Source organism: Providencia rettgeri (assembly GCF_023205015.1).
Classification (GTDB): Bacteria; Pseudomonadota; Gammaproteobacteria; order Enterobacterales; family Enterobacteriaceae; genus Providencia; species Providencia rettgeri_E.
Genome location: NZ_CP096258.1, coordinates 3,988,372 through 4,009,870, shown reverse-complemented (window position 1 = coordinate 4,009,870; position 21,499 = coordinate 3,988,372). Strand labels below are relative to the sequence as shown.

At 41.5% G+C, this 21,499-nt stretch carries 18 protein-coding genes; 11 read left to right on the top strand and 7 right to left on the bottom strand.

The features are described from left to right. Nucleotides 1-3: 3 nt before the first annotated feature. From M0M83_RS18315 to M0M83_RS18300, 4 genes are all read left to right on the top strand, one after another. The gene (locus tag M0M83_RS18315; RefSeq protein WP_102138125.1) at nt 4-621 is read left to right on the top strand and encodes a DMSO/selenate family reductase complex B subunit; all 618 of its coding nucleotides are present in this window, start codon (nt 4-6) and stop codon (nt 619-621) included. Between the two features lies 1 nt (nt 622). Then, nucleotides 623-1,474, top strand: coding sequence for a DmsC/YnfH family molybdoenzyme membrane anchor subunit (locus tag M0M83_RS18310; protein WP_248467139.1), 852 nt, complete (start codon nt 623-625; stop codon nt 1,472-1,474). Nucleotides 1,475-1,536: 62 nt separating this feature from the next. Beyond that, nucleotides 1,537-2,175: a Tat proofreading chaperone DmsD gene (gene dmsD, locus M0M83_RS18305; RefSeq protein ID WP_248467138.1), complete on the top strand. Its 639-nt coding sequence runs from the start codon at nt 1,537-1,539 to the stop codon at nt 2,173-2,175. Between the two features lie 109 nt (nt 2,176-2,284). Beyond that, nucleotides 2,285-3,031, top strand: coding sequence for a GntR family transcriptional regulator (locus tag M0M83_RS18300; RefSeq protein WP_248467137.1), 747 nt, complete (start codon nt 2,285-2,287; stop codon nt 3,029-3,031). Nucleotides 3,032-3,062: 31 nt separating this feature from the next. Here the strand turns inward: M0M83_RS18300 and M0M83_RS18295 are convergent, their stop codons facing one another. The 6 genes from M0M83_RS18295 to yghU all read right to left on the bottom strand — a co-directional run bounded on the left by M0M83_RS18295 (nt 3,063) and on the right by yghU (nt 11,397). Then, nucleotides 3,063-4,046, bottom strand: coding sequence for a PfkB family carbohydrate kinase (locus M0M83_RS18295; RefSeq protein WP_248467136.1), 984 nt, complete (start codon nt 4,044-4,046; stop codon nt 3,063-3,065). Next, nucleotides 4,033-5,052 (bottom strand): ADP-ribosylglycohydrolase family protein, encoded by a 1,020-nt coding sequence (locus tag M0M83_RS18290; protein WP_248467135.1) that lies wholly within the window; start codon nt 5,050-5,052, stop codon nt 4,033-4,035. Before M0M83_RS18290 ends, M0M83_RS18295 begins: the two co-directional genes overlap by 14 nt. A gap of 85 nt (nt 5,053-5,137) precedes the next feature. Beyond that, nucleotides 5,138-6,409 (bottom strand): nucleoside permease, encoded by a 1,272-nt coding sequence (locus tag M0M83_RS18285; protein WP_248467133.1) that lies wholly within the window; start codon nt 6,407-6,409, stop codon nt 5,138-5,140. Between the two features lie 307 nt (nt 6,410-6,716). Then, complete coding sequence (locus tag M0M83_RS18280) at nt 6,717-8,123, bottom strand: cytochrome-c peroxidase (protein WP_125890616.1); 1,407 nt, start codon at nt 8,121-8,123, stop codon at nt 6,717-6,719. Nucleotides 8,124-8,636: 513 nt separating this feature from the next. Further along, on the bottom strand, nt 8,637-9,905 hold the full coding sequence (locus M0M83_RS18275) for a cytosine permease (protein WP_125890615.1): 1,269 nt from the start codon (nt 9,903-9,905) through the stop codon (nt 8,637-8,639). Nucleotides 9,906-10,557: 652 nt separating this feature from the next. After that, nucleotides 10,558-11,397 carry a glutathione-dependent disulfide-bond oxidoreductase gene (yghU, locus tag M0M83_RS18270; RefSeq protein ID WP_213913692.1) on the bottom strand — a complete coding sequence of 280 codons (840 nt, stop codon included), beginning with the start codon at nt 11,395-11,397 and terminating at the stop codon, nt 10,558-10,560. 493 nt (nt 11,398-11,890) lie between these two features. Between yghU and M0M83_RS18265 the strand changes: the two genes are divergently transcribed. The 7 genes from M0M83_RS18265 to M0M83_RS18235 all read left to right on the top strand — a co-directional run bounded on the left by M0M83_RS18265 (nt 11,891) and on the right by M0M83_RS18235 (nt 20,828). Then, the gene (locus tag M0M83_RS18265; RefSeq protein WP_213913690.1) at nt 11,891-13,408 is read left to right on the top strand and encodes a class I adenylate-forming enzyme family protein; all 1,518 of its coding nucleotides are present in this window, start codon (nt 11,891-11,893) and stop codon (nt 13,406-13,408) included. A 66-nt stretch (nt 13,409-13,474) separates the two neighbouring features. After that, a complete protein-coding gene (locus tag M0M83_RS18260; RefSeq protein ID WP_213913688.1) occupies nt 13,475-15,043 on the top strand; it encodes an acyl CoA:acetate/3-ketoacid CoA transferase in 1,569 nt (522 codons plus the stop codon). A 26-nt stretch (nt 15,044-15,069) separates the two neighbouring features. Beyond that, a complete protein-coding gene (fabG, locus tag M0M83_RS18255) occupies nt 15,070-15,807 on the top strand; it encodes a 3-oxoacyl-ACP reductase FabG (RefSeq protein WP_125890611.1) in 738 nt (245 codons plus the stop codon). Nucleotides 15,808-15,816: 9 nt separating this feature from the next. Further along, nucleotides 15,817-17,001: a thiolase family protein gene (locus M0M83_RS18250; protein WP_125890610.1), complete on the top strand. Its 1,185-nt coding sequence runs from the start codon at nt 15,817-15,819 to the stop codon at nt 16,999-17,001. Nucleotides 17,002-17,121: 120 nt separating this feature from the next. Next, entirely contained in the window at nt 17,122-18,462 is a 1,341-nt protein-coding gene (locus M0M83_RS18245) for an MFS transporter (protein WP_125890609.1), read from the top strand. A 33-nt stretch (nt 18,463-18,495) separates the two neighbouring features. After that, nucleotides 18,496-19,659 carry a glycerate kinase gene (locus M0M83_RS18240; RefSeq protein ID WP_213913684.1) on the top strand — a complete coding sequence of 388 codons (1,164 nt, stop codon included), beginning with the start codon at nt 18,496-18,498 and terminating at the stop codon, nt 19,657-19,659. A gap of 14 nt (nt 19,660-19,673) precedes the next feature. Further along, on the top strand, nt 19,674-20,828 hold the full coding sequence (locus M0M83_RS18235) for a CdaR family transcriptional regulator (RefSeq protein WP_125890607.1): 1,155 nt from the start codon (nt 19,674-19,676) through the stop codon (nt 20,826-20,828). Between the two features lie 12 nt (nt 20,829-20,840). Here the strand turns inward: M0M83_RS18235 and narL are convergent, their stop codons facing one another. Continuing rightward, nucleotides 20,841-21,497: a two-component system response regulator NarL gene (gene narL / locus M0M83_RS18230; RefSeq protein WP_248467131.1), complete on the bottom strand. Its 657-nt coding sequence runs from the start codon at nt 21,495-21,497 to the stop codon at nt 20,841-20,843. Between the last annotated feature and the right edge of the window lie 2 nt (nt 21,498-21,499).

Genomic DNA, 21,499 nt, shown 5'->3' with positions numbered 1-21,499 from the left:
ATCATGACAACACAATATGGTTTTTATATTGATTCTGCGCGCTGCACAGGATGTAAAACGTGTGAATTAGCGTGTAAGGATTACAAAAATTTATCTCCTGCGGTGAATTTTAGACGCATTTATGAATATGCAGGGGGAGATTGGCAAGAAGATAACGGCGTGTGGCATCAAAACGTATTTAGTTATTATTTGTCGATTTCATGTAACCACTGTGAAGACCCTGCTTGTGTCAAAGTGTGCCCAAGTGGCGCGATGCACAAACGTGAGGATGGCTTTGTCGTTGTGGATGAAAGCGTCTGTATTGGTTGCCGCTATTGCCATATGGCGTGCCCATACGGTGCGCCGCAATTTGATAGCGAAAAAGGGCATATGACCAAGTGCGATGGTTGCTATGAACGTGTTGCGGTTGGCAAAAAACCAATTTGTGCTGAGTCTTGCCCACTGCGTGCATTAGACTTTGGCCCTATTGAAGAGTTACGTGAAAAACATGGCAATTTGGCAGAGATTGCGCCATTACCTGAAGCGCACTATACCAAGCCTAATATTGTCATTAAACCCAATGCCAATAGTCGTCCTGTCAATGATACGACAGGCCATTTAGCCAATCCTCGGGAGGTATAACATGGGCAATGGATTACACGAATGGCCGCTCATTTTATTTACAGTATTAGGCCAAAGTATTGCAGGTGGCGTGATTGTGACTGGGCTTGCCTGGTTATCGACAGATGATAAATCACAAAAACAGCGCATTGTGAATGCAATGTTGGCGTTATGGGTGTTGATGGGGTTAGGTTTTCTCGCATCCATGATGCATATGGGTTCACCGATGCGTGCATTTAACTCGATGAACCGTGTGTTTGCGTCATCATTAAGTAACGAAGTGCTGTTTGGCTCCATTTTCTTTGCCTTGGGTGGCCTATGGTGGCTGTTATCTGCAATGAAAAAAATGCCAACAGGGTTGGACAAAGTGTGGTTAATCATCACCATGCTGATGGGGCTGTTATTTGTTTGGGCAATGACTCGAGTTTATATGATAAGCACGGTGCCAACATGGAATACGCCACATACCACCATCGGCTTCTTTATGACCCTGTTTGTTGTTGGGCCAATTTTAGGCACTCTACTATTACGAGTGGCTAAGTTTCCGTTTAATAGTGGTAAATTAGCCCTTATTAGTGTTATCGCTTATATCGTGACTATCGCGTCAGTTTTACTGCAAAGCGGAGAAATCGCGCTAATTGCCACTTCTGTACAAAAAGCCGTAGATTTAGTCCCTGATTTCGGTGTTTTACAAGTGATACGCATCGTGGTGACCAGTCTTGGGTTGCTGCTATGGATTTTGCCTATTGTACGACAAAATCAGCCTTCAGTTTTGAGTTTACTGCTAGGCACCGTATTGGTACTGGTTGGTGAATTTATTGGTCGTGGGCTATTCTATGGTTTACATATGACAGTCGGCATGGCTGTGGCTTAATTGGTAAACCTTTCAGCGCAGGAGCTGGTCTCCCTGCGCTGATAACTTCAGAGACAATCAATATGCAAGAAGCGCACTTTCTTGAGCACGTGGCAGTGACAGGCCGGGTTCTGGGATCTTTATTTTATTTCTCACCAGAAAATGAAAACAATGCAGAGATTATTGCGATTTTACAAGAGCCAACTTGGCATGAAGAATGGCCATTTGCTTTACCTTCCTTAGCGAAAATTAGCCAACTTTTGCAATCCAGCACTCAGGAAAACGAACCACTCAGTGAAGTATGGCAGCGCTTGTTTATCGGGCCTTATGCTTTACCCGCGCCTCCTTGGGGGTCAGTCTGGCTAGACAAAGAAAAGATTGTTTTTGGTGATTCAACCGTTGAGCTGCGCCAATGGATGCGAGCCAAAGGTGTTGAACCCGTAACGACACAAAAAGAGCCAGAAGACCACTTTGGGCTGATCTTGATGTTAGCGGCTTGGCTCGCTGAGCAAAATCGTAGAGCGGATTTAGAAGAGTTACTCGCTTGGCATCTATTACCTTGGTCGGCACATTTTCTTGAAGTATTGATAGATTCGGCTAACAGCGATTTTTACCGTGCATTAGCAATATTGGCAAAAGAAACATTGGATGGATATCAACAACAGTTAACATTGCCTGTATTAGAGAAAAGCGTGCACCTCAGAGGAAATGATACCCTGTAGCATTTTGTTTTTTGTTGGCAATTAATATATCTAATTCAATTGCCTGCAATTAATCTATGGATAGTGGTACTATGGATTATTGCTGCGATTTTTAGGTGACTAACTCAATATGAATGATGCGCATTTATCTTTGATCCAACAACTTTGTACCCGTCTTGCTGAAATAGACAATACACCTTTATATGTAAAATTTGCTGAAACGGTGAAATTTGCCGTGCGAACAGGGGTTTTACATCAAGGTGATATGCTGCCCAGTGAAAGGGAGTTAGGTCAACAAACAGGCGTGTCGCGTATTACCGTTCGAAAAGCGTTAGAGTTACTTGAGCAAGAAGGCGTTATCATTCGGTCACAAGGCTACGGTACCCAAATTAGTGATAAGTTTGAGTATTCGCTCAAAGAAGCTAAGGGTTTTTCACAACAAGTTGTTTTACTTGGAAAAAAACCAAACACACTTTGGGTCAATAAAAGTATCGTGCCTTGTTCACAGGAAGTCGCAGAGTCGCTAGCACTCCCCATCAATAGTGATGTGTTTATGTTAAAACGCATTCGTTATGTGGATGAGCAGCCTGTCTCTATTGAGGAATCATATGTTCCTATTGGGTTGATTGGTGACGTAGACGATATTGGTTTATCTTTGTACGATTATTTCCGCAGCCAAAATATTTATCCTACGCGAACAAAGAGCAAGGTAAGTGCTCGAATGCCAGATGAAGACTTTCAAACGCACATTAAATTGGAAAAGAGCGTGCCTGTTTTAGTGATTAAGCAGGTGGCTTTCGACCATAAAAATGTGCCCATTGAATACAGTTTTAATCAATGCCGCAGTGATATGTATGTGTTTGTATCTGAAGAATAAAAAGAGACATGGTCTCTTTTTATTCTGATGATTAATATTGCTGTAAATACGCGGTGAGTTGCTCAGACGAAGGCGCACAATCTCCGCCGCGGTGGCTAACAACATAGGATGCGACAGCATTTCCAAGTAATACGGCATCTTGGAGTGCCCAGCCGGACGCCAATGCGGCAATCACGCCTCCTGCATGGCTATCCCCTGCACCAATGGTATCGACAACGGTAGTTTTAAATGGTGCCACCCAGCCTGATGAACGACAACTTTCTTGAAAGAACGCGCCTTCTTTGTCGACTCTAACAATCACGGAAACTGAAAATTGAGAATGCCAAATATTGGCTAATGCTTCTGTATCCATTCCTTGGTGTGCGATATCAGGGAACAGCGTGACGATATGTTCGACTTCTTGACGGTTCAATGAAATGATAGGTTTTAAAGCCATCAATCGTAATAATTGTGTTTTCGAAAGGTCGGCGATCCGAGGGCCAAAATCAATAAATAAAGTGACGTTATCGGAGAGTGATTCCAGCCATGAAAGCAGAGTTTCGCCACATTTTGCTGCTAATTGGTAACCAGAAAGATAGATAATGGTGTTAGATGTAATTGGTAAATCATCTAATGTATGGCGTTCCCACTGGTTTTCCACACCGCTAATTGAAAGAAATGTCCTTTCTCCATCGGGTTCGACTAAGGCTAAACACCAGCCATTATCACCTTTATTCGTTTCTATAACTGAACTCACACCTTTTTTATTGAGTTGGTTGCGGATGATATCTGCCCACACACCTTGCCCAATAGGTAATGCATTGAGTGATTGGATACCAAGGCGTTGCAAGGCCACAGCAATATTCAGAGCACATCCACCGATATTGACACTTTGTTGGTGCAATTCGATGTCACTTCCGCGATAAGGCAGTGAATACGCATCTGCAATCACATCAATAACGGCCGCGCCAATCAGGCAGACAGGACGATGCTCTGCTTGCAATGGAAGATGGGCAATAAGTTCAGCGGTTTTCATAAGCTTTTTCTCTTGCAGTTCTCAATGCCATAAAGGCTTGGCTATACTGTGTAAAATCAAGTTGATTCACATCATCTAATTGTTTTTTAAATTGTTTGTCGATGGCATCAATGCCATGCAATGCGCCACAAATGGCGGTGGCCATTGCCCCTATGGTATCGGTATCTCCCCCTAAATTAGCACACAGAATGGCACAGCGGTTGGGATCGGTTTCCGCTAATTCAACCATAGCAATGGCGGCAGGAACTGACTCAATAGTGCTAGTGCCAGCGCCAACGAGTTGATAAAGCTGTTCCATTGTTTGCTCGGTGCCAATTGTGTTTTTCACCGTGTATAAAGCAAGCTCAATACGTGCAGCTATTGATGGGCTAAAGGTTGTGACGTGCTTTTCTTGTGCTAACTTCGCAATAGCGGGTAACTGGTCGCGAATTTGTGACCAATCTTCGCCATCTATCGCTTTAGAAATCGCCCAAGCGATAGCGACCGCCCCAGCAATTGCCACATCCGATTTATGCGTTGGCGATGAGGCGAGTGTAATTTCATCAATAAATTCATCAATAGAATGAGTTGGCAGTAAACAACCGAGTGGGGAAACTCGCATTGCGGCACCATTTGTCATTCCATTATTGTCTAGCAGAGAAATTGGAGTCCCTTGCTTTATTGCTTTTAAGGCAATTTTAGAGGTTGGTCCTAGGACATTTTTGTTAAAGGCATCAAATTGCTCTGCCCATTTTAGAATATTGTGACCAATAAGTTCAGGGCTCACTTGGCCATCACACTCTATAATCGCGTCCGCAAGTGCGAGTGCCATCGATGTATCATCTGTAAATTCTGCCGTATTGAAGTAACAAGCTGCACTATTTTCTTTTGGTCCAGGTAAGAAGCGGTCTATCCAACCAAAGTGTGCTTTAACACGAGAGCGAGGCCATAATTCAGAAGGCATTCCCATTGCATCACCTAAGGCTTGGCCATAAAACGTGCCTAAAATACGGTTCTCTTTGTTCATTATAATTCCTTCAATTTTGGCTAAAAAAAGCGCCCTTATGTATTAGCGGTCAGTCAATAAAGGCATTTAATTAATGATTGCTTAACTAATTGGATGTGGGTTTTACGCCACTTTTATTAATATCAATTTCTTGAATATCACGACTCGACTCTTTAAACATCAACATGAAAACAATCGTGATTACGACGATCATAGCTGCGCCGAAGCCCCACATACCGGCCCAGTTAAAGGTCTGGCCGTTGACTGGTTCACCGTAAGAAAAAAGATTTTCCATCATTTGGCCACCTAGGCTATAACCCAGTAAGCTTCCAAAGCCTTGGCAACAAAGAGTAATTAAGCCTTGAGCCGCTGTTCGCATATGCACAGGAGTCTTTTTGTCGACATAAATATATGCAGTGACATAGTAAAAATCGTAGCTAACTCCGTGTAATAAAATACCGAGGAAGAGTAATCCATAAGTAAATAAGTGGTCTGCATCACCATAGATAAAGAAAGCATAACGGATAGCCGCAGTGATTAAACCAAGAAGTAATACCTTTTTGATACCAAAACGTTTGGTAAAGAAGGGCAAAGCAAGCATAAAAAAGATTTCGGAGAATTGCCCTAAGGTCATCCACCCCGTGGCATTTTTCATCCCAACTTCAGTAAGGTAGCCGTTAGCAAAAATATAGTAAAAGGCTAAAGGCATGGCGAAGAGGAATGAGCACACGAAAAATACTAAGAAATTACGGTCTCTTAACAGTACAATGGCATCCAATCCAAGCATGACTTTAATACTCATTTTGCCTGTTCCTTTTGGTGGGGTGTCTGGCAAGAAATAGGTAAAAAAGCCCAGTAAAGCCGAGCTAGCGGCTGTCACTAAGAGTGGAATATTGGTCGCGGAAATATCACCAAAGCCCATCATGGAAGGTAAAAAACCACATGCAATACCCGATGCAATCCAGCCGATAGTCCCCATTACACGAATACGAGGGTAATCACGTTCCACATCTTCCACATTGGAAAAAGCAATACTATTGGTGAGCGCAATGGTTGGCATGTAAGTCAGTGCATACGCTAATAGTAGAGGGAAAAAGCTAGAAAATTCAGTTTGCTGAGCTGCGAAAAACATAAAAACTGCCCCTGCAAACATCAGTACCGCCAGGACTTTTTGTGCAGCAAAAAATCGGTCAGTAATTGATCCTACAAGGATGGGCGAGATAATTGCAGCAATGGCTGTACAGGCGTAAGACCATGCTATTTGAGAAGGGGTAAAGCCACTTTTATTCAAAAATAGCCATAAGGGAACAAACCAAGCTCCCCATATAAACCATTCAATGAACATCATGAATGAGAGTTTTGCTGTCGTTTTTTTCATCTTTCATTCCTTTATACGGCTAATTATAGGTATTGTAGGGTACGAAAACAACAATACCATTTAATAATACCTTTTAAATACCATTCGATAAAAACTTTGAGCTAGATAACATTGTTTCGTATAAATAGGAAACAGAAACTTTTTAAGTAATAACACAGTGAGGAAGAGGTGTTCGATAATGTGAATTGCTGTGAATACAGGTCAAGTCAGGGTTGTAGGTAGCTTATACGGCAGTGTTATATAAAAAATAGCACCGCTATTATTTGCGCGGTGCTATTGGTTTTTCATATCAATCAGATATTGATATTTACTGTTGTGACCCACTTTGTTGCATATACGGTGTATACACACCCGTTAAGCTTTCAAGAAAGGCGACAATGTCGTCGACATCTTTTTGTGGCAGTTCTTTACCCACTTGATAACGCAGCATCAGTTTCACTGCTTCATCTAAGGTAGCCACATCTCCACGGTGGAAGTATGGTGCGGTTAGCTCAACATTACGTAACGTTGGCACTTTTTGGCGTAATTTATCACGCTCATCAGAGGTGACATTCATGCGACCAATATCTTGAGCAGTGATTTCACCGAACTCATAGTCTTTTTTCAAGCCCAGAGGTTCGAAGGAACGACCACCTAAGATCACGCCCCCATGGCAGGTTGCGCATTTGTTCTCTTTAAACAACTGATAACCATGGAGCTGTTGCGCGGTTAATGCCGTTTTGTCACCTCTCAACCAATTATCAAACGGAGAGTCCGGGGTGATTAAGGTTTTTTCGAACTCGGCAATCGCATCAGTGATGGTGTCACCCGTAAACCCTTCTGGGTAAACGGCATTGAAATCTTGTTTTAAGACGGGGTCTTTATCCAGTTTTTCAATGATTTCATCCCATGATTTTGATGCCATTTCGATAGGGTTTAATGGTGGGCCACCGGCTTGAGCTTGTAAGTCAGGCGCTCTACCATCCCAAAATTGCTCGACATTAAATACGGAGTTAAACACCGTTGGCGCATTGATTGGACCCACGGCGCCACCAACCCCAATTGACGTTTTACGGCCATCAACACCACCTGCATTGAGTGCGTGGCAGTGTGCACAAGAGATCGTGCTATCCCCTGACAGGCGCGCATCATGATACAAACGGAAACCTAATGCGACTTTTGCATCATCGACATCCAGTGATTTTGGAATTGGTTGAATTGGTTCGTTGCGGTGCTCAGCAGCGGTATCTTGGCTGGCATAGTGCTCTTCCCGCTGTTTAGCTATCCAATTCAATAGGTTATCACGTTCTTCATCACTGACGCTACTGGCCCAATGCAGTGCAACATAACGCGTTGGTGGCATGGTGTGGTTCTGCATAACCCACTCAATTTTATTTAATTCACTTTGCGGTACAGGTTCTCCTGCGATGAGTGCAGCGCGAGCGGCCTCGAGGTTGAATGATTTATAACCTAGCTGAATATCGTACTCCATCAGTTGTTTAGCAATGGGGAATGATGCGTAGGCAGGTAAATCAGTTGACGGCGTGTGACAGTAATCGCATCCTTTTTCAGCAAAGAATTTTAGGACTTGATTATTTTCTGCAATTTTAGATGTCTGAATGTCATTATTTTCTCTTCGTTGATTATCGTGATACCACACATATCCAGATAACCCAAAATAACCGAGTAAAAGCAAAAATATGACAGCGACCGTAATGCGAGTAAGTTTTTTCATTACACTATCCTTGAAAGATTGCGGTCAAATATATTTAAATATTTTTTAATTAATATAATTCTACAGCCGGACTATGATGGATAAATAAGCCTGAGAGGTTCTTGATTTTTATCAATGATGGCCATCGGTTTAAGCGATTGCTGAAATAAGATTTACCTATCAATGTAAAAAATATTAAAATATAAAAACCGAAATTAATTTATATCGAATTGATTTTATTGGTTATTGTCGTATTTCAGTTTATTTTAAAACATTTTTTATTTCAATTTAATTGGCGGGTATTTATAAATGATGACTTGTTAATTATTAAAATAAATATCGTAAAGTTAATCAAAAATTTTAATTTTTTAACTTTTTAATTGTTGCGGACTAAATGCATATTATAGAATTAAGAAAAATATAAATTATTTAAGGGGCATGTTGCGAAAAAAGAAGAGAAAACGTATTGATATATTTAGGCGATTTATCAGGAAGGATATTGGGGGAGAGTAAATATCCCCCAATTGGAATTAACTATTTAGTCAGTTTATGGCCAATAAGATAGATAATAGATGATGAAACTAAGCCTGCAACAACGACGGAGAGTTCAGGCGCATACGAATTGACAATGAGGGCAATTCCTGAGGCGAATATCCAAGAGATAAAGGCTAAAGGTTGCCAGTTTTTTGATTCATCATTTTTTCGTTTTAACACTAATTGGTCCATAATGATAATCGCGGCGATTGGGGGGACGATTAACCCAAGTAAATTTAACCAAGTTTGGAATGCATTCCAAATACCAGTAACTGCGACAAGAATACCGATAATACCCAATATGATCGTTAAGGTTCTCATTTTACCTTTAGTAATATGAGACCAACCTACTGCACCGTTGTATAAACAATGCGTACAGCCGACACCTAAGTTAACAAAAACAAAGATGATGGCTAATATGGAGAGCAATGGGCTAGCATTGGCGAGAATGGTAATAAAATCGCCGCCTGTGACTTCCGGGTGTAATACAACGCCTGTTGCAACAATAATTGCGCCAATAACTTCAGCAAAAAATTTGGAGATAGGAAATGCGGTGAAGGCGGCTAAGAAACCCTGTTTACCATTTTTTGCCCAGCGAGTGAAATCGGCGGTCATAGTACCTGAGTCGGTAAATGTCGAGAAAATCATGGTAACCGCGACACCGAATGAGAGGGCTCCAGCCCCAACAACCGGTTGATAATTGATAATATCGGATGAACCGCTTTGCATCGCAATAACAACGGAAATAACACCAAGAATTACGTACATAGGGGCTGCAATATAACCTAAAATTGCTAAGGCTTTAATACCAATAAAGGTGGCACCTACATACAATACTCCCCCTAAAACGGTCATGAGCAATAAATTTTGTCCAAATGACCGAAACATCGTGTCACCAGTTAGGCCGACCATGAGAGCAAACCAGCCTATCACGACAGTTGCAAGTAAGCCTGAAACCGCAATATATCCACGGCGCCCAAATGTTTTTTTAGCAGAGATAGCGAAGTTTTCACCCGTTTTTCCGGCTAAATAACTGAGTGAGCCAATTACTAGGCACAGCAGTAAATTCCCAACTAAGATGGCGGTGACCCCCATTTTAAAACCGAGCATTGCGGTGACAACGCCACCAATAACAGCGCTGGTTAAGACTAAAGGGAAGCTATACCAAACAGCAGACACGGATGCAAAGCTTTTGCGATGTTCAATAGGGACAGGGACATGTTCATATTCTGAGTCAAGTAAGGTAGGTTTATTCTCATTATTTGTCATATTAGGTGAACCTCATTTAAATAAAATTAACTGGCGTACCTATAAAAATAAAAAATATATTTTTATGAATTTTTTATTTATGTCATATTATTTATTAAAGAAAATAATATTGATGAATAATGAAAGGATTAATCATCATTTATAAAATAATACTTCTATAAATAGATTGGTGTTTTTATTACTATTTGTGGTGGGTCAAGCATATCAATAGTTGTCGGGTAATAAAATCCATTTAAAAACAATTCATTAATGATGCATTGATTGTTGAGTTGCTTTCAATAAAGGCTATATTCTGTGACAGATAACGTGCTAATTAGCAAATTAATGTTATTTTTCGATGATATTAAAACCCTAAATTATAATTTATTTTCTGTTGTGAAAATAATAATCGCTTATCTGTGATTTATATCAAAATCAATGTTGGTTAATTGTTATTTTATTGTTTGTTTTAAGTGTTTAATTAAATGATATAACTCTACTATTAATAATGAGAAGATGGAGGGAAATGAGAAATAATTGCTATCTAACCACCAAAAGCCAATATTGTATCAGTATTTAGATATAGGGAATAAATGCAAAAAAAAGCACAATGTAAGTGTTTGCTAACTTACTTGTGCTTTTATCACTAATGATACATATAAAAATCTATTAACTAACTTATATCACTCGCATTGTGGCGTTCGCGTACTTGCTGTGTGGGGTCACCTTGTAGGCGATTAACACGGCGGCCGCGCTGTACGGCTGGGCGTGCATAGACTTCATCAGCCCAACGAATGACATGTTTATATTCATGGACAGATAAAAACTCAGCGGCATCATAAAGCCAACCTTTCACTAATGCACCGTACCACGGCCATATGGCGATATCAGCGATGCTGTAGTGGTCTCCTGCAACATATTTATGTTCTGCTAAACGTTTATCTAACACATCTAATTGGCGCTTGGTTTCCATTGCAAAGCGGTTAATCGGGTATTCAAACTTTTCAGGCGCATAGGCATAAAAATGGCCAAAACCGCCACCAGCAAAAGGTGCTGAACCCATTTGCCAAAATAGCCAAGATAAGGTTTCAGCACGTTCTGGTTGAGTTGCGGGTAAAAAAGCGGAAAATTTTTCAGCTAAATAGGTCAGAATCGAACCCGATTCAAATACTCGGATAGGTTCTTTGCCACTTCTATCAACTAATGCAGGGATTTTTGAGTTAGGGTTGACTTCAACAAAGCCGGAACTGAATTGGTCACCTTCACCAATATTAATGAGCCAAGCGTCGTATTCAGCCTCTTTAATGCCAAGGGCTAACAGCTCCTCTAACATGATAGTGACTTTTTGTCCGTTGGGAGTTCCTAATGAATATAGCTGTAGTGGGTGCTTACCTATAGGTAAAGGTTTTTCGTGAGTTGCACCAGAAATTGGGCGATTAATATTGGCGAATTTTCCGCCATTCCCTTGCTCCCATTGCCAGACTTTAGGTGGAACATAAGGGGTGTTTGCCATGAGTTAACTCCTTAACCATTTTTAAAGGTGGCGATTGCTTTTTCATCAGTTCTTTCATTATGACTGTCTCTCACTGTAGCAATCTCCAGTGAATTCACCACTCTTTTTACCTTATTGGATGTGGTGAGAGGGCTAAATAGCACAGAGTGCAAGAGCAGATAGAGAATAAACGAGTTTGCTAAATATTAGCCCCGAGCTCTCTGTGTCTCTGAGTTATTGTTTATACGCACAATGGAAAACGAGTTTTTCATAGGAATTTCTGTGTCTTTTGGATGGTTTGGTAATAACAAAAGGTAAATATGTTTATTTGCCATAAAAAATAGGGTGTGAAATGAGGCCAAAATAAAAAAACGTTAACAAATGGGTTGTGCAGATCACTAATTCAAATAAAAAAAGGGTGTGAATAATTTGTGAAGATTGGCACTAATTTATCGGAGTGTATTTTATACATTGATAGCATATCAGTCATATTCAGCAGTATCGGAGTGTGTCCATGCTTGTGCCAAATTCAAACATCTACCAAAGCTTATTACAGAGAGCAAAAGTGCAGCCAGACGCTGTTGCCATTGTATTTGAAGAGCAAAGTTGGAGTTATCACCAATTACTTGTGAAAGTAAACCAAACAATGTTGTGGCTAACAACCACCGTGCAGTTGAAAAAAGGTGACCGGATTGTACTTGGCTGGGGAAATACGATTGAATTTTGCCAATTATTTTATGCTGCGGTAGGTCTGGGTATTCAGGTAATTCCCTTGAGTACCAAAATGAAAGAGTTTGAAGGTAAAGAGCATTTATCTTGTATTAATGCGGATGCTGTTTTTTGGGATGATACATATCAACCATGGTTGGCACAACTCAGTGAAAAAGGAGTTAGCCTTTCTCAGTGGAATAATATAACCCTTACTGATGAAATTAATTTTATTAACCAAGTTAATGAAGAAGACCCAGCAGTGGTGATATTCACTTCGGGCACAACGGGAGCGCCGAAAGGTGCGGTGATCACGCACAAGAATATATTATCTGCCGTATATGCCTATCAGGAAACGTTAAAGTTAACTGAGCACGATAAAACAATTTTGGCTGTACCGATTTATCATATTACGGGGCTCTCCGCTATTTTGGCATTATTTATTCATATAGGTGGTACAATCTATCTTCAGAAGAAATTTAATGCGAAAGATATTATTTCAACAATTGCGAAAGAAAAAATAACATTCTTACATGGTTCGCCAACGGTATTTATATTATTAATTCAAAAAATAAAAGAAAATAAAAGTATTAATTTGGAACGATTTAATTCATTAAAAAAAATTGCTTGTGGAGCTGGTCATTTAAATGAAGGTACCATTAAAGAGCTTTCTTATATATTTGCCAAAACATCCATTCATTCTGTTTATGGTTTGACGGAGACATCATCACCAGCCACGGTATTTCGAGATGATATCCGCTATAGTGATAAGAAAGCGAGCTCAGGCACACCGATTCCCGGGTTAGAAGTGGCCATACGTGATGATAAAGGTGAAGATAAACCCGCTAACACGACAGGTAATATTTGGGTAAAAGGGGATGTTGTTATCCAACGTTATTGGCCTGATAGCCCTGCAAATAAGACATCATTTAACGATGGTTGGTTTTTCACAGGGGATATTGGTTATAGGGATGATGATGGTTTTCTTTATATCCAAGACCGAATTAAAGATATGATTAACCGTGGTGGGGAAAAAATATATTCTATTGAAATCGAAGATTTAATTTCTAATTACCCAGGTGTTAATGAGGTTGCTGTCATCCCAATTGAAAGCACCATTTATGGCGAAGAACCCATTGCATTTATTATCCCTGAGAATCAAGTATGTTTAACCAGTAAAGAAATTATTGAATGGTTAAAAGATAGGGTGCCAACGTATAAAGTTCCAGTAAGAATTATATTTACACGTAATTTTCCTAGAACATGGAATGGTAAAATAAGTAAGAAAGATTTGAAATTACGATATTACTCTTTAAATAACTAAAGTCTAAATTAGTTTTTAATTAATCAAAAGGGGCTATGAAATATTAGCCTTCAGGTAGGTTTTATCATGAATAATAAATTTATTTCTAAACAAGATGCCGCTAAATTAATTAATAATGGCGATACGATTTGTACTGTGGGAATGACATTAACCAGCGCTGCTGAATCTATTTTATCAGCAATTGAACAACGCTTTTTATCCGAGGGCGCGCCAAATCAACTCACTCTCGTTCATGCGGCAGGGCAATGTAACCGTATTCGAGGGAATCAACACTTTGCCCACGAAGGGATGGTAAAACGGATCATTGGTTCTCATTGGGGGCTAGCGCCTCGATGGATGCAAATGATTAATGATAACCAAGTCGAAGCGTATTGCCTCCCACAAGGGCAAATGGTGCACTTGTATGGAGCAATGGCTGCGGGTTTACCGGGGCGTTTATCCAAAGTGGGGTTAGGGACATTCATCGATCCTGATCTTGAAGGCGGTAGGATGAACGCGAAAACGTTGGCACTTCCTCCTTTGGTTGAAAAAGTGAATTTCAAAGGGGAAGAATGGTTATGGTACCCAGAAATTCCTTTAGATGTCGTGGTGATCAGAGGAACTCACGCTGATAGTAAAGGTAACCTCACCACCGATGAAGAAGCGATGACGTTAGAAGTCTTACATGCGGTACTGGCGGCTAAACGCTTTGGCGGCAAAGTGATTGCACAAGTGAAGTATTGCGTTGAAGAAGGGACTCTACATCCCAAGCGTGTCACTGTTCCTGCAAGCTTTATTGACCACATTGTCGTGTGCGATAACCCTGAAGAAGATCATCGCCAATCCTCTAGCTGGTTCTTTGACCCAACTCTATGCGGTGATATTCGCACCCCTGTCCAACAAACTACGCCATTACCTTTGGATATTCGCAAATTGATTGGGCGAATTGCATGCCGTTATCTATATGAAAACTGTGTGATTAACTTAGGAACGGGTATTCCAAACGATGTTATCGGCTCCATTATTCAGGAAGAAAATGCAACTAAGCGCGTTGATATCACCGTGGAGTCAGGGATTTGGGGCGGCGTCCAAGCTGGCGGTATTGATTTTGGCATAGGCCGTAACCTATCAGCGATGATTAGTCACCAAGACCAAATGTTGTACTACAACGGTGCAGGCGTTGATATCACGTATATGGGGGCAGGGGAAATGGATGCCAGTGGCCATGTCAATGCGACTTTGTTAGGCAATATTTGCCCGGGTGCGGGTGGGTTTATTGATATTACCCAAAATGCGCGACACGTGGTGTTTTGCTCAACGTTTACCGCAAAAGGGTTAGATATTCGTTGTGAAAATGGACAGTTAAAGATTGTGCGGGAAGGGGATATTAGAAAGTTAGTTAACCAAGTACGACAAATTTCATGGAATGCGGATGTCGCGCGAAATATCAACCAAACCATGCATTTTGTCACGGAACGTGCAGTGTTCACTTTAGGGGGGAAAACCCCAGTATTGGTTGAAATTGCCCCCGGTGTTGACCTAGAACGTGACATTCTTGCCCATATGGACTTTGTCCCCGAAATTTCCCCTGATTTGAAGGTGATGTCTTCTTCATTATTTGAAGAAGCCCCCTTTGGTCTGGTTTCGTATTTATAGTTTCAATATTAAAGAGGAATTTATCCATGTTAGTACAAGATAAAGTCGCCATTGTGACAGGCTCTGCAAGAGGTATTGGTTTTGCTATTGCTCAGGTGCTTGCGGAAGAAGGGGCAAAAGTCGTTATTTCTGACTTAGCCATGTCATCGGGTGAAGAAAGTGCAAAACAGCTACAAGAGCAAGGCCATCAAGCCATTTTTATTCCTTGCGATATTGCCAAGCGTGAAGAGGTTAATAGCTTATTTTCTAAAGCGTTAGCACATTTTGGGGCGATTGATGTACTGGTGAACAATGCAGGGATCAACCGCGATGGCATGCTGCATAAATTAACGGAAGATGATTGGGATAAAGTCATTGATATCAATTTAAAAGGGACATTTAACTGCATGCAAGAAGCCGCAAAATTAATGCGTGAGCAAGGACATGGCCGAATTGTCAATATCTCCTCGGCCAGTTGGCTTGGGAATGTTGGGCAAGCCAACTATGCCGCGTCTAAAGCCGGGGTTATTGGTCTGACAAAAACGGCTTGCCGTGAGTTAGCCCGTAAAGGTGTCACCGTAAATGCGATTTGCCCAGGGTTTATTGATACCGATATGACCCGCGGTGTACCTGAAAAAGTGTGGGACATCATGATCAGTAAGATCCCAGCGGGGTTTGCTGGCGATCCGCGCGATGTAGGCCAATGTGTTGCCTTTTTAGCCTCTGATAAAGCGCGTTATATCAATGGTGAAGTGATCAATGTTGGCGGCGGAATGGTGCTATAGGGGGAAATAATGAAACAAGCGAATGATATTGTCATTGTGAGTGGTGTGAGAACAGCCATTGGTACGATGGGAGGAAGTTTTGCAAATACACATCAACATGACCTCGGGGCTGTTGTGATCCGTGAAGCTGTGAAAAGAGCAGGAATTGCCCCCGAAGATGTTGATGAAGTCATCGTGGGTAATGTTGGGCAAATCGCCGAAAGTGGGTTTATTGCACGTATTTGCCAACTGCGGGCAGGGCTTCCAAAAGAAACGACGGCATATTCGGTGAACCGTCAATGCGGCTCAGGATTACAAGCTTTAGCTGATGGCATGATGCTACTACAGACTGGTCAATCCGATGTTGTGGTGGCCTGTGGTACAGAAAATATGACGATGCTGCCGTACTACTTACGCAAAGCGCGTTATGGCTACCGTATGGGGAATGATGTGCTCGAAGATGGGTTAACGTCCATTCTAACTTGGCCAGAAGGGCCTTATCACAATGGAATGACGGCAGAAAATGTTGCGGAACAGTTCAATATTACCCGTGAAGAAATGGATGATTTTGCATGGGACAGCCAGCAAAAAGCGTTAAAAGCGATTCAAGCGGGTTATTTTGCTGACCAGATATTGCCAGTAGAAATACCGGAAGGCCGTAAAGGAACACGTATTTTTGATACTGATGAACATCCGCGGGACACACCACGTGAAAAATTAGCCAAGTTACGCCCTGCATTTAAGGCGGATGGTGTGATCACTGCCGCGAACTCTTCAGGGATCAATGATGGTGCTGCGGCATTAGTGATGATGCGCCGTGAAGAAGCGGAAAAACGTGGCCTGAAGCCAAGAATGAAGGTCGTTGATTGGGCTGTCGCGGGATGTGAAGCTGCGATTATGGGCTTTGGACCCGCGCCAGCAACCCGTCGATTAATGGAAAAGCTCAAAATGGATGTAAAAGACATTGACTTAATTGAGCTAAATGAAGCATTTGCAGCACAAGCTATCGCAGTTATGAATGATTTGTCTCTTGATAGCACGAAGGTGAATGTGAATGGCGGTGCGATTGCTCTGGGTCATCCAGTAGGTGCCAGTGGGGCTATTTTGCCAGTGAAGTTAATGTATGAAATGGAGCGTCGTCAGGTTGCTACCGGGTTAGTCACGATGTGTATCGGTGGTGGTCAAGGGATATCAATGTTGTTCGAAAGAGAATAAGAAAAGCTGCAAGCAGAAAGCCCGACGTGGGGCGTCGGGCTGTTGCTGAAGTAAAACAACAGGTATGTCACTTATTGCCAAGAGCCGTACCTGTTTCACTACAACATGAGGATCTTATCTATGTTTTCTACAAATGCAAAGTTAGATTATGTGGCTCAGGGGAAAAAAACCAACGCAAAGATATACCGTAACCTGATGCCGTTGTTGATTTTAGCGTACATTATTAGCTTTATTGACCGAACCAATATTGGCATGGCAAAAAATGCGATGTCGATTGATTTAGGATTATCTGCAACTGCATTTGGTATTGGTGCAGGGCTTTTTTTCCTAACCTACTCGATTCTTGAGATCCCAAGTAATTTAATAATGGAAAAAGTGGGGGCGCGTTTTTGGATCACGCGGATCATGATCACGTGGGGGCTATTATCTGCAGCAATGGCATTTGTGACAGGGCCGATTTCTTTTTATATCTTGCGGTTATTACTGGGAGCGGCTGAAGCGGGCCTATATCCTGGGGTCATTTTGTATATGACATATTGGTTTAGCCAAGAAGAGCGGGCTAAAGCAACAGGGTTATTTTTACTAGGGGTCTGTCTCGCGAATATTATTGGGGCACCGCTGAGCGGCCTATTACTGAGTATGGATGGCTTATGGGGCTTCCATGGTTGGCAATGGATGTTTGTCATTGAAGGCTTGCCAGCAGTTATCCTAGCATTTGTTGTGTGGTTTGTGTTACCAAATAAACCTGAAGATGCGAAATGGTTAGATGAAGATGATCGGAATTATATTAAATATAAACACGACCAAGACAAAAATAGTATTAGTGTGAGTAATAGTAAATTCTCACTTAAGGCAGCATTTAAAAATAAAGCCTTCATGATGATTGTTGCTATCTATTTCACCCACCAGTTCTCGGTCTATGGTTTAAGTTACTTTTTGCCTACTATTATCGGTGAGTATGGCAAATTGACACCTATTCAGATCGGGCTATTAACAGCGATCCCTTGGATCTCAGCCGCAATTGGTGGCATTTTCGTAGCGAGAAAAGCCAATACACCACAGCGTTCATCGCGTATTTTAATTTCAGGTTATGCCGTGATGGCGGTTGGGTTAGTGATTGGTGCCGTGGGCGGTCCAGTAGTTGGCTTAATTGGCTTTTGTTTAACGGCATTTATGTTTTTTGTGGTTCAATCGATTATTTTCTCTCTTCCACCGACGTATATGAGTGGCAGTATGTTGGCAGGAAGTTTGGCATTATTGAACTGTTTAGGTTTATTTGGTGGCTTCCTAGGCCCGTTTATTCTAGGATTTTTTGAAGATTATACAGGAACAGCCACTTCTGGATTATGGTTTGGTGTCGGTTTGTTAGTTATTGGAACGATTATTGCTTCACGAGTGAATACTAACGGTATGAGCGAACCCGAATCATTACAAGTATCGGCTTCAGTGGAAAGCAAGTAATTCAACATCGCCATTTACAATAGGAAAGTCTGCATGAAAATTGTTATCGCACTTGATTCCTTTAAAGGAAGTTGTTCTGCAAGGTTAGCATGTCAAGCCGTTGCTGAGGGTTTCAAGCGTGTATCCTCTGAGTTAGATATGACGTTATTACCCATATCTGATGGTGGAGAAGGTTTGTTGGAGTCACTGGAACATAGCCCCGCGCTTTCTGGTGTAACACCTTACATTTTTAGCTGTACTGGGCCTTATGGTAGTAAGGTTGATGCAGGGTTATTAGTGCTGGAGGAAAAAACTGCCTTTATTGAAATGGCGCAATGCTGTGGGCTGGAATTAGTTCAACGTGAGCATCGTCGCGTTGAAAATGCTTCAACTTATGGTTTGGGTGAAATGGTCAAACATGCATTAGATATGGGCTGCTCTCGTATTATTATTGGGATAGGAGGAAGTGCAACTAATGATGGTGGTGCGGGATTTGCTCAAGCATTAGGTGCTCAGTTCTATGATAAAAACTCGCAGCTTATTGAGGCGCCAATTTGCGGTAAAGACCTCATTAACATTGCAAAGATTGATTTTGATAAATTTGACTCACGCGCCGCAGAGGTTGAATTTAGTGTCTCTTGCGATGTTGAAAACCCTTTATTAGGTAAAAATGGGGCGACTTATGTTTATGGCCCCCAAAAGGGAGCAGACCAAGACACACTCGACCAGCTTGAAATCGGGATGGCGCATTATGCAAAATTAATGTCAACAATAACGGGAAAAGATGTTTCACTTGAGGCGGGCAGTGGTGCTGCGGGTGGATTAGGTGCGGGGCTTCGTTGGTTTGTTTCGGCAAAACTCGAAAAGGGTATTGATCTCGTTTTGGGGCTCCTTGGTGCAAAATCCTATATTCAACAAGCGGATTTAGTCATTGTAGGAGAAGGGCGGCTTGATAGCCAAAGTGCGAATGGTAAGGCCCCTGTGGGAGTTGCTCGAATGGCCAGTCATTATGATGTACCTGTTATTGCTCTTTGTGGGGGATATAGTGAAGATAGCCGTATCCTATACCAACATGGCATTACTGCAATGTGGTCACTTTGCCCCGGGCCGGTTTCCCTTGAGCAAGCGATGACCAATGGTGAGCGTTATTTAGCAGATACCGCTGAAAATTTGCTGCGTACCATACTCGCAAATCCGAATAAGCAAATAAAACCCTAGAGTGAGGCGGTAAGATGCTACTGACTGATAAATTAGCCAATGATATTGTCACGCGTGCTATGGGAATTATCCATCACAACGTTAATGTGATTAATAGTCAGGGCGTGATTATCGCTTCAGGAGAAAAAAAACGTATTGGTGAAATCCATGAAGCCGCAGTGGAAGTGATCCGCTGCGGCAAACGGATCACGATTTACAATGAAAATGAAGCGCGAGCTTATTCGAATGTGGCTCCGGGGATAAACCATCCGATTGTTGTGGCGGATAAAGTGGAATTAGTGATTGGTGTGAGTGGCGATCCCGTCGTGATCCAGCGTTATGCCGAACTTGCCATACTGACGGCTGAGCTGCTAATTCAGCAAGAAATTGAGCGGCGTAGTATTAACTGGCAGCATCGTTTGCGTGACATGTTATTTGTCCAATATATAGAAAGTACAACACAAGCACAGGGACGCAGCGCATTACTCAAACTACATAATTCCGGTTTTATATTCACGTTACCGACGATCCCTGTGATTATAAATATTGAAGCGGTTCAATACCGTCCTGAAATACTCGATACAATCATTACTGAATTATCAGCGATAGAAAAAAGTGATGTGTTATTACTTAATAGCCGCGAAATTTTGATGCTATTTCCGTCAACTCATTATCAAAATGAATCATTTATTCCGAGTCTTCATTTCATTCTAGATAGCCAGCTTAGCCAATATTATATTGGTGTTGGTGTCCAGGCAGATACGCAGGAACATGTGAGGGATGCTGTTCATTTTGCACGTTCAGTCATTGAAGTTGGCCGGCTAACGGTTCCTGATAAACAGGTTTTTCTATTTAAAGAAATGGCATCTTTGTGCCTCTTTAATGAGTTGGAAAATAGCTATCTATTTAATTTTTTCTTGGATATTTGCCATAAAATATTGTTGCATGATTCAGGGGATATTTTGATTGAGACTCTGGAGTTGTTTTTATCGCAAAATGGCGAAATAGGCAGTACCGCACAGCAATTAGGCATTCACAGAAATACATTAAGCTATCGGTTACAGCAAATTAAAAAGCAAACCAATTTGGACCCGACAAGGTTTACGGATCTTATTCAGTTATCTGTTGCGATGCATGGCTACCGTCGACGTTACCCAAAACAACAGCCATGGCTCGATGCATTAAGTTGAGGTGCTGTGTCATTACTTTTGTTGTAAAACCCAAATAGCGGCCTCAACGCGCGATTTTAAATTGAGTTTCTTTAGTAAGTGTTTGACGTGGACTTTGACTGTGCTCTCTGTAATTTGTAATTTATTCGCAATCATCTTATTTGATAGCCCCTGAGAGATTAAATCTAGGATATGGGTTTCTCTTGGGGTTAATGCCAATAAATTATGTTCTGTAGAGGCTCGGTTATCTCTTAAGGATTCAGCTAAAATGGAGGCAAGCGTTGGGCTAACGACCATTTTACCACTTGCTGCTTCTTTTAATGCAACAATGAGTTTTTCGGGTTCCATATCTTTGAGTAAATAGCCATCAGCACCTCGTTTTAACGCATGAATTAAGTCTTCACCGTAATTGGATACGGTAAATAAGATAATTCGGCCTGAAAGTTCGCGGCTACGTAAATTATCAAGTACTTCAAAGCCATTCATACCTGGCATATTGAGATCTAATAGGATTAAATCGGGGTCTTGCTCTTCCGCAATTTTAATACCCGTTATTCCATCGTCTGCTTCACCAATGACCTTCAATGTGGGTTCTAAACTAATTAATTGTTTAACACCGTTACGTAGCATTGGGTGGTCATCAATCAGTAAAATGGTAGATTGCCCAGTCAGTTTATTGTCATTTTTCATTA

What these genes read in the sequence shown, in the direction of transcription:
- M0M83_RS18315 (WP_102138125.1), top strand. Translation starts at nt 4, where the DNA reads ATGACAACACAATATGGTTTTTATATTGATTCTGCGCGCTGCACAGGA.
- M0M83_RS18310 (WP_248467139.1), top strand. Translation starts at nt 623, where the DNA reads ATGGGCAATGGATTACACGAATGGCCGCTCATTTTATTTACAGTATTA.
- dmsD (WP_248467138.1), top strand. Translation starts at nt 1,537, where the DNA reads ATGCAAGAAGCGCACTTTCTTGAGCACGTGGCAGTGACAGGCCGGGTT.
- M0M83_RS18300 (WP_248467137.1), top strand. Translation starts at nt 2,285, where the DNA reads ATGAATGATGCGCATTTATCTTTGATCCAACAACTTTGTACCCGTCTT.
- M0M83_RS18295 (WP_248467136.1), bottom strand. Translation starts at nt 4,046, where the DNA reads ATGAAAACCGCTGAACTTATTGCCCATCTTCCATTGCAAGCAGAGCAT.
- M0M83_RS18290 (WP_248467135.1), bottom strand. Translation starts at nt 5,052, where the DNA reads ATGAACAAAGAGAACCGTATTTTAGGCACGTTTTATGGCCAAGCCTTA.
- M0M83_RS18285 (WP_248467133.1), bottom strand. Translation starts at nt 6,409, where the DNA reads ATGAAAAAAACGACAGCAAAACTCTCATTCATGATGTTCATTGAATGG.
- M0M83_RS18280 (WP_125890616.1), bottom strand. Translation starts at nt 8,123, where the DNA reads ATGAAAAAACTTACTCGCATTACGGTCGCTGTCATATTTTTGCTTTTA.
- M0M83_RS18275 (WP_125890615.1), bottom strand. Translation starts at nt 9,905, where the DNA reads ATGACAAATAATGAGAATAAACCTACCTTACTTGACTCAGAATATGAA.
- yghU (WP_213913692.1), bottom strand. Translation starts at nt 11,397, where the DNA reads ATGGCAAACACCCCTTATGTTCCACCTAAAGTCTGGCAATGGGAGCAA.
- M0M83_RS18265 (WP_213913690.1), top strand. Translation starts at nt 11,891, where the DNA reads ATGCTTGTGCCAAATTCAAACATCTACCAAAGCTTATTACAGAGAGCA.
- M0M83_RS18260 (WP_213913688.1), top strand. Translation starts at nt 13,475, where the DNA reads ATGAATAATAAATTTATTTCTAAACAAGATGCCGCTAAATTAATTAAT.
- fabG (WP_125890611.1), top strand. Translation starts at nt 15,070, where the DNA reads ATGTTAGTACAAGATAAAGTCGCCATTGTGACAGGCTCTGCAAGAGGT.
- M0M83_RS18250 (WP_125890610.1), top strand. Translation starts at nt 15,817, where the DNA reads ATGAAACAAGCGAATGATATTGTCATTGTGAGTGGTGTGAGAACAGCC.
- M0M83_RS18245 (WP_125890609.1), top strand. Translation starts at nt 17,122, where the DNA reads ATGTTTTCTACAAATGCAAAGTTAGATTATGTGGCTCAGGGGAAAAAA.
- M0M83_RS18240 (WP_213913684.1), top strand. Translation starts at nt 18,496, where the DNA reads ATGAAAATTGTTATCGCACTTGATTCCTTTAAAGGAAGTTGTTCTGCA.
- M0M83_RS18235 (WP_125890607.1), top strand. Translation starts at nt 19,674, where the DNA reads ATGCTACTGACTGATAAATTAGCCAATGATATTGTCACGCGTGCTATG.
- narL (WP_248467131.1), bottom strand. Translation starts at nt 21,497, where the DNA reads ATGAAAAATGACAATAAACTGACTGGGCAATCTACCATTTTACTGATT.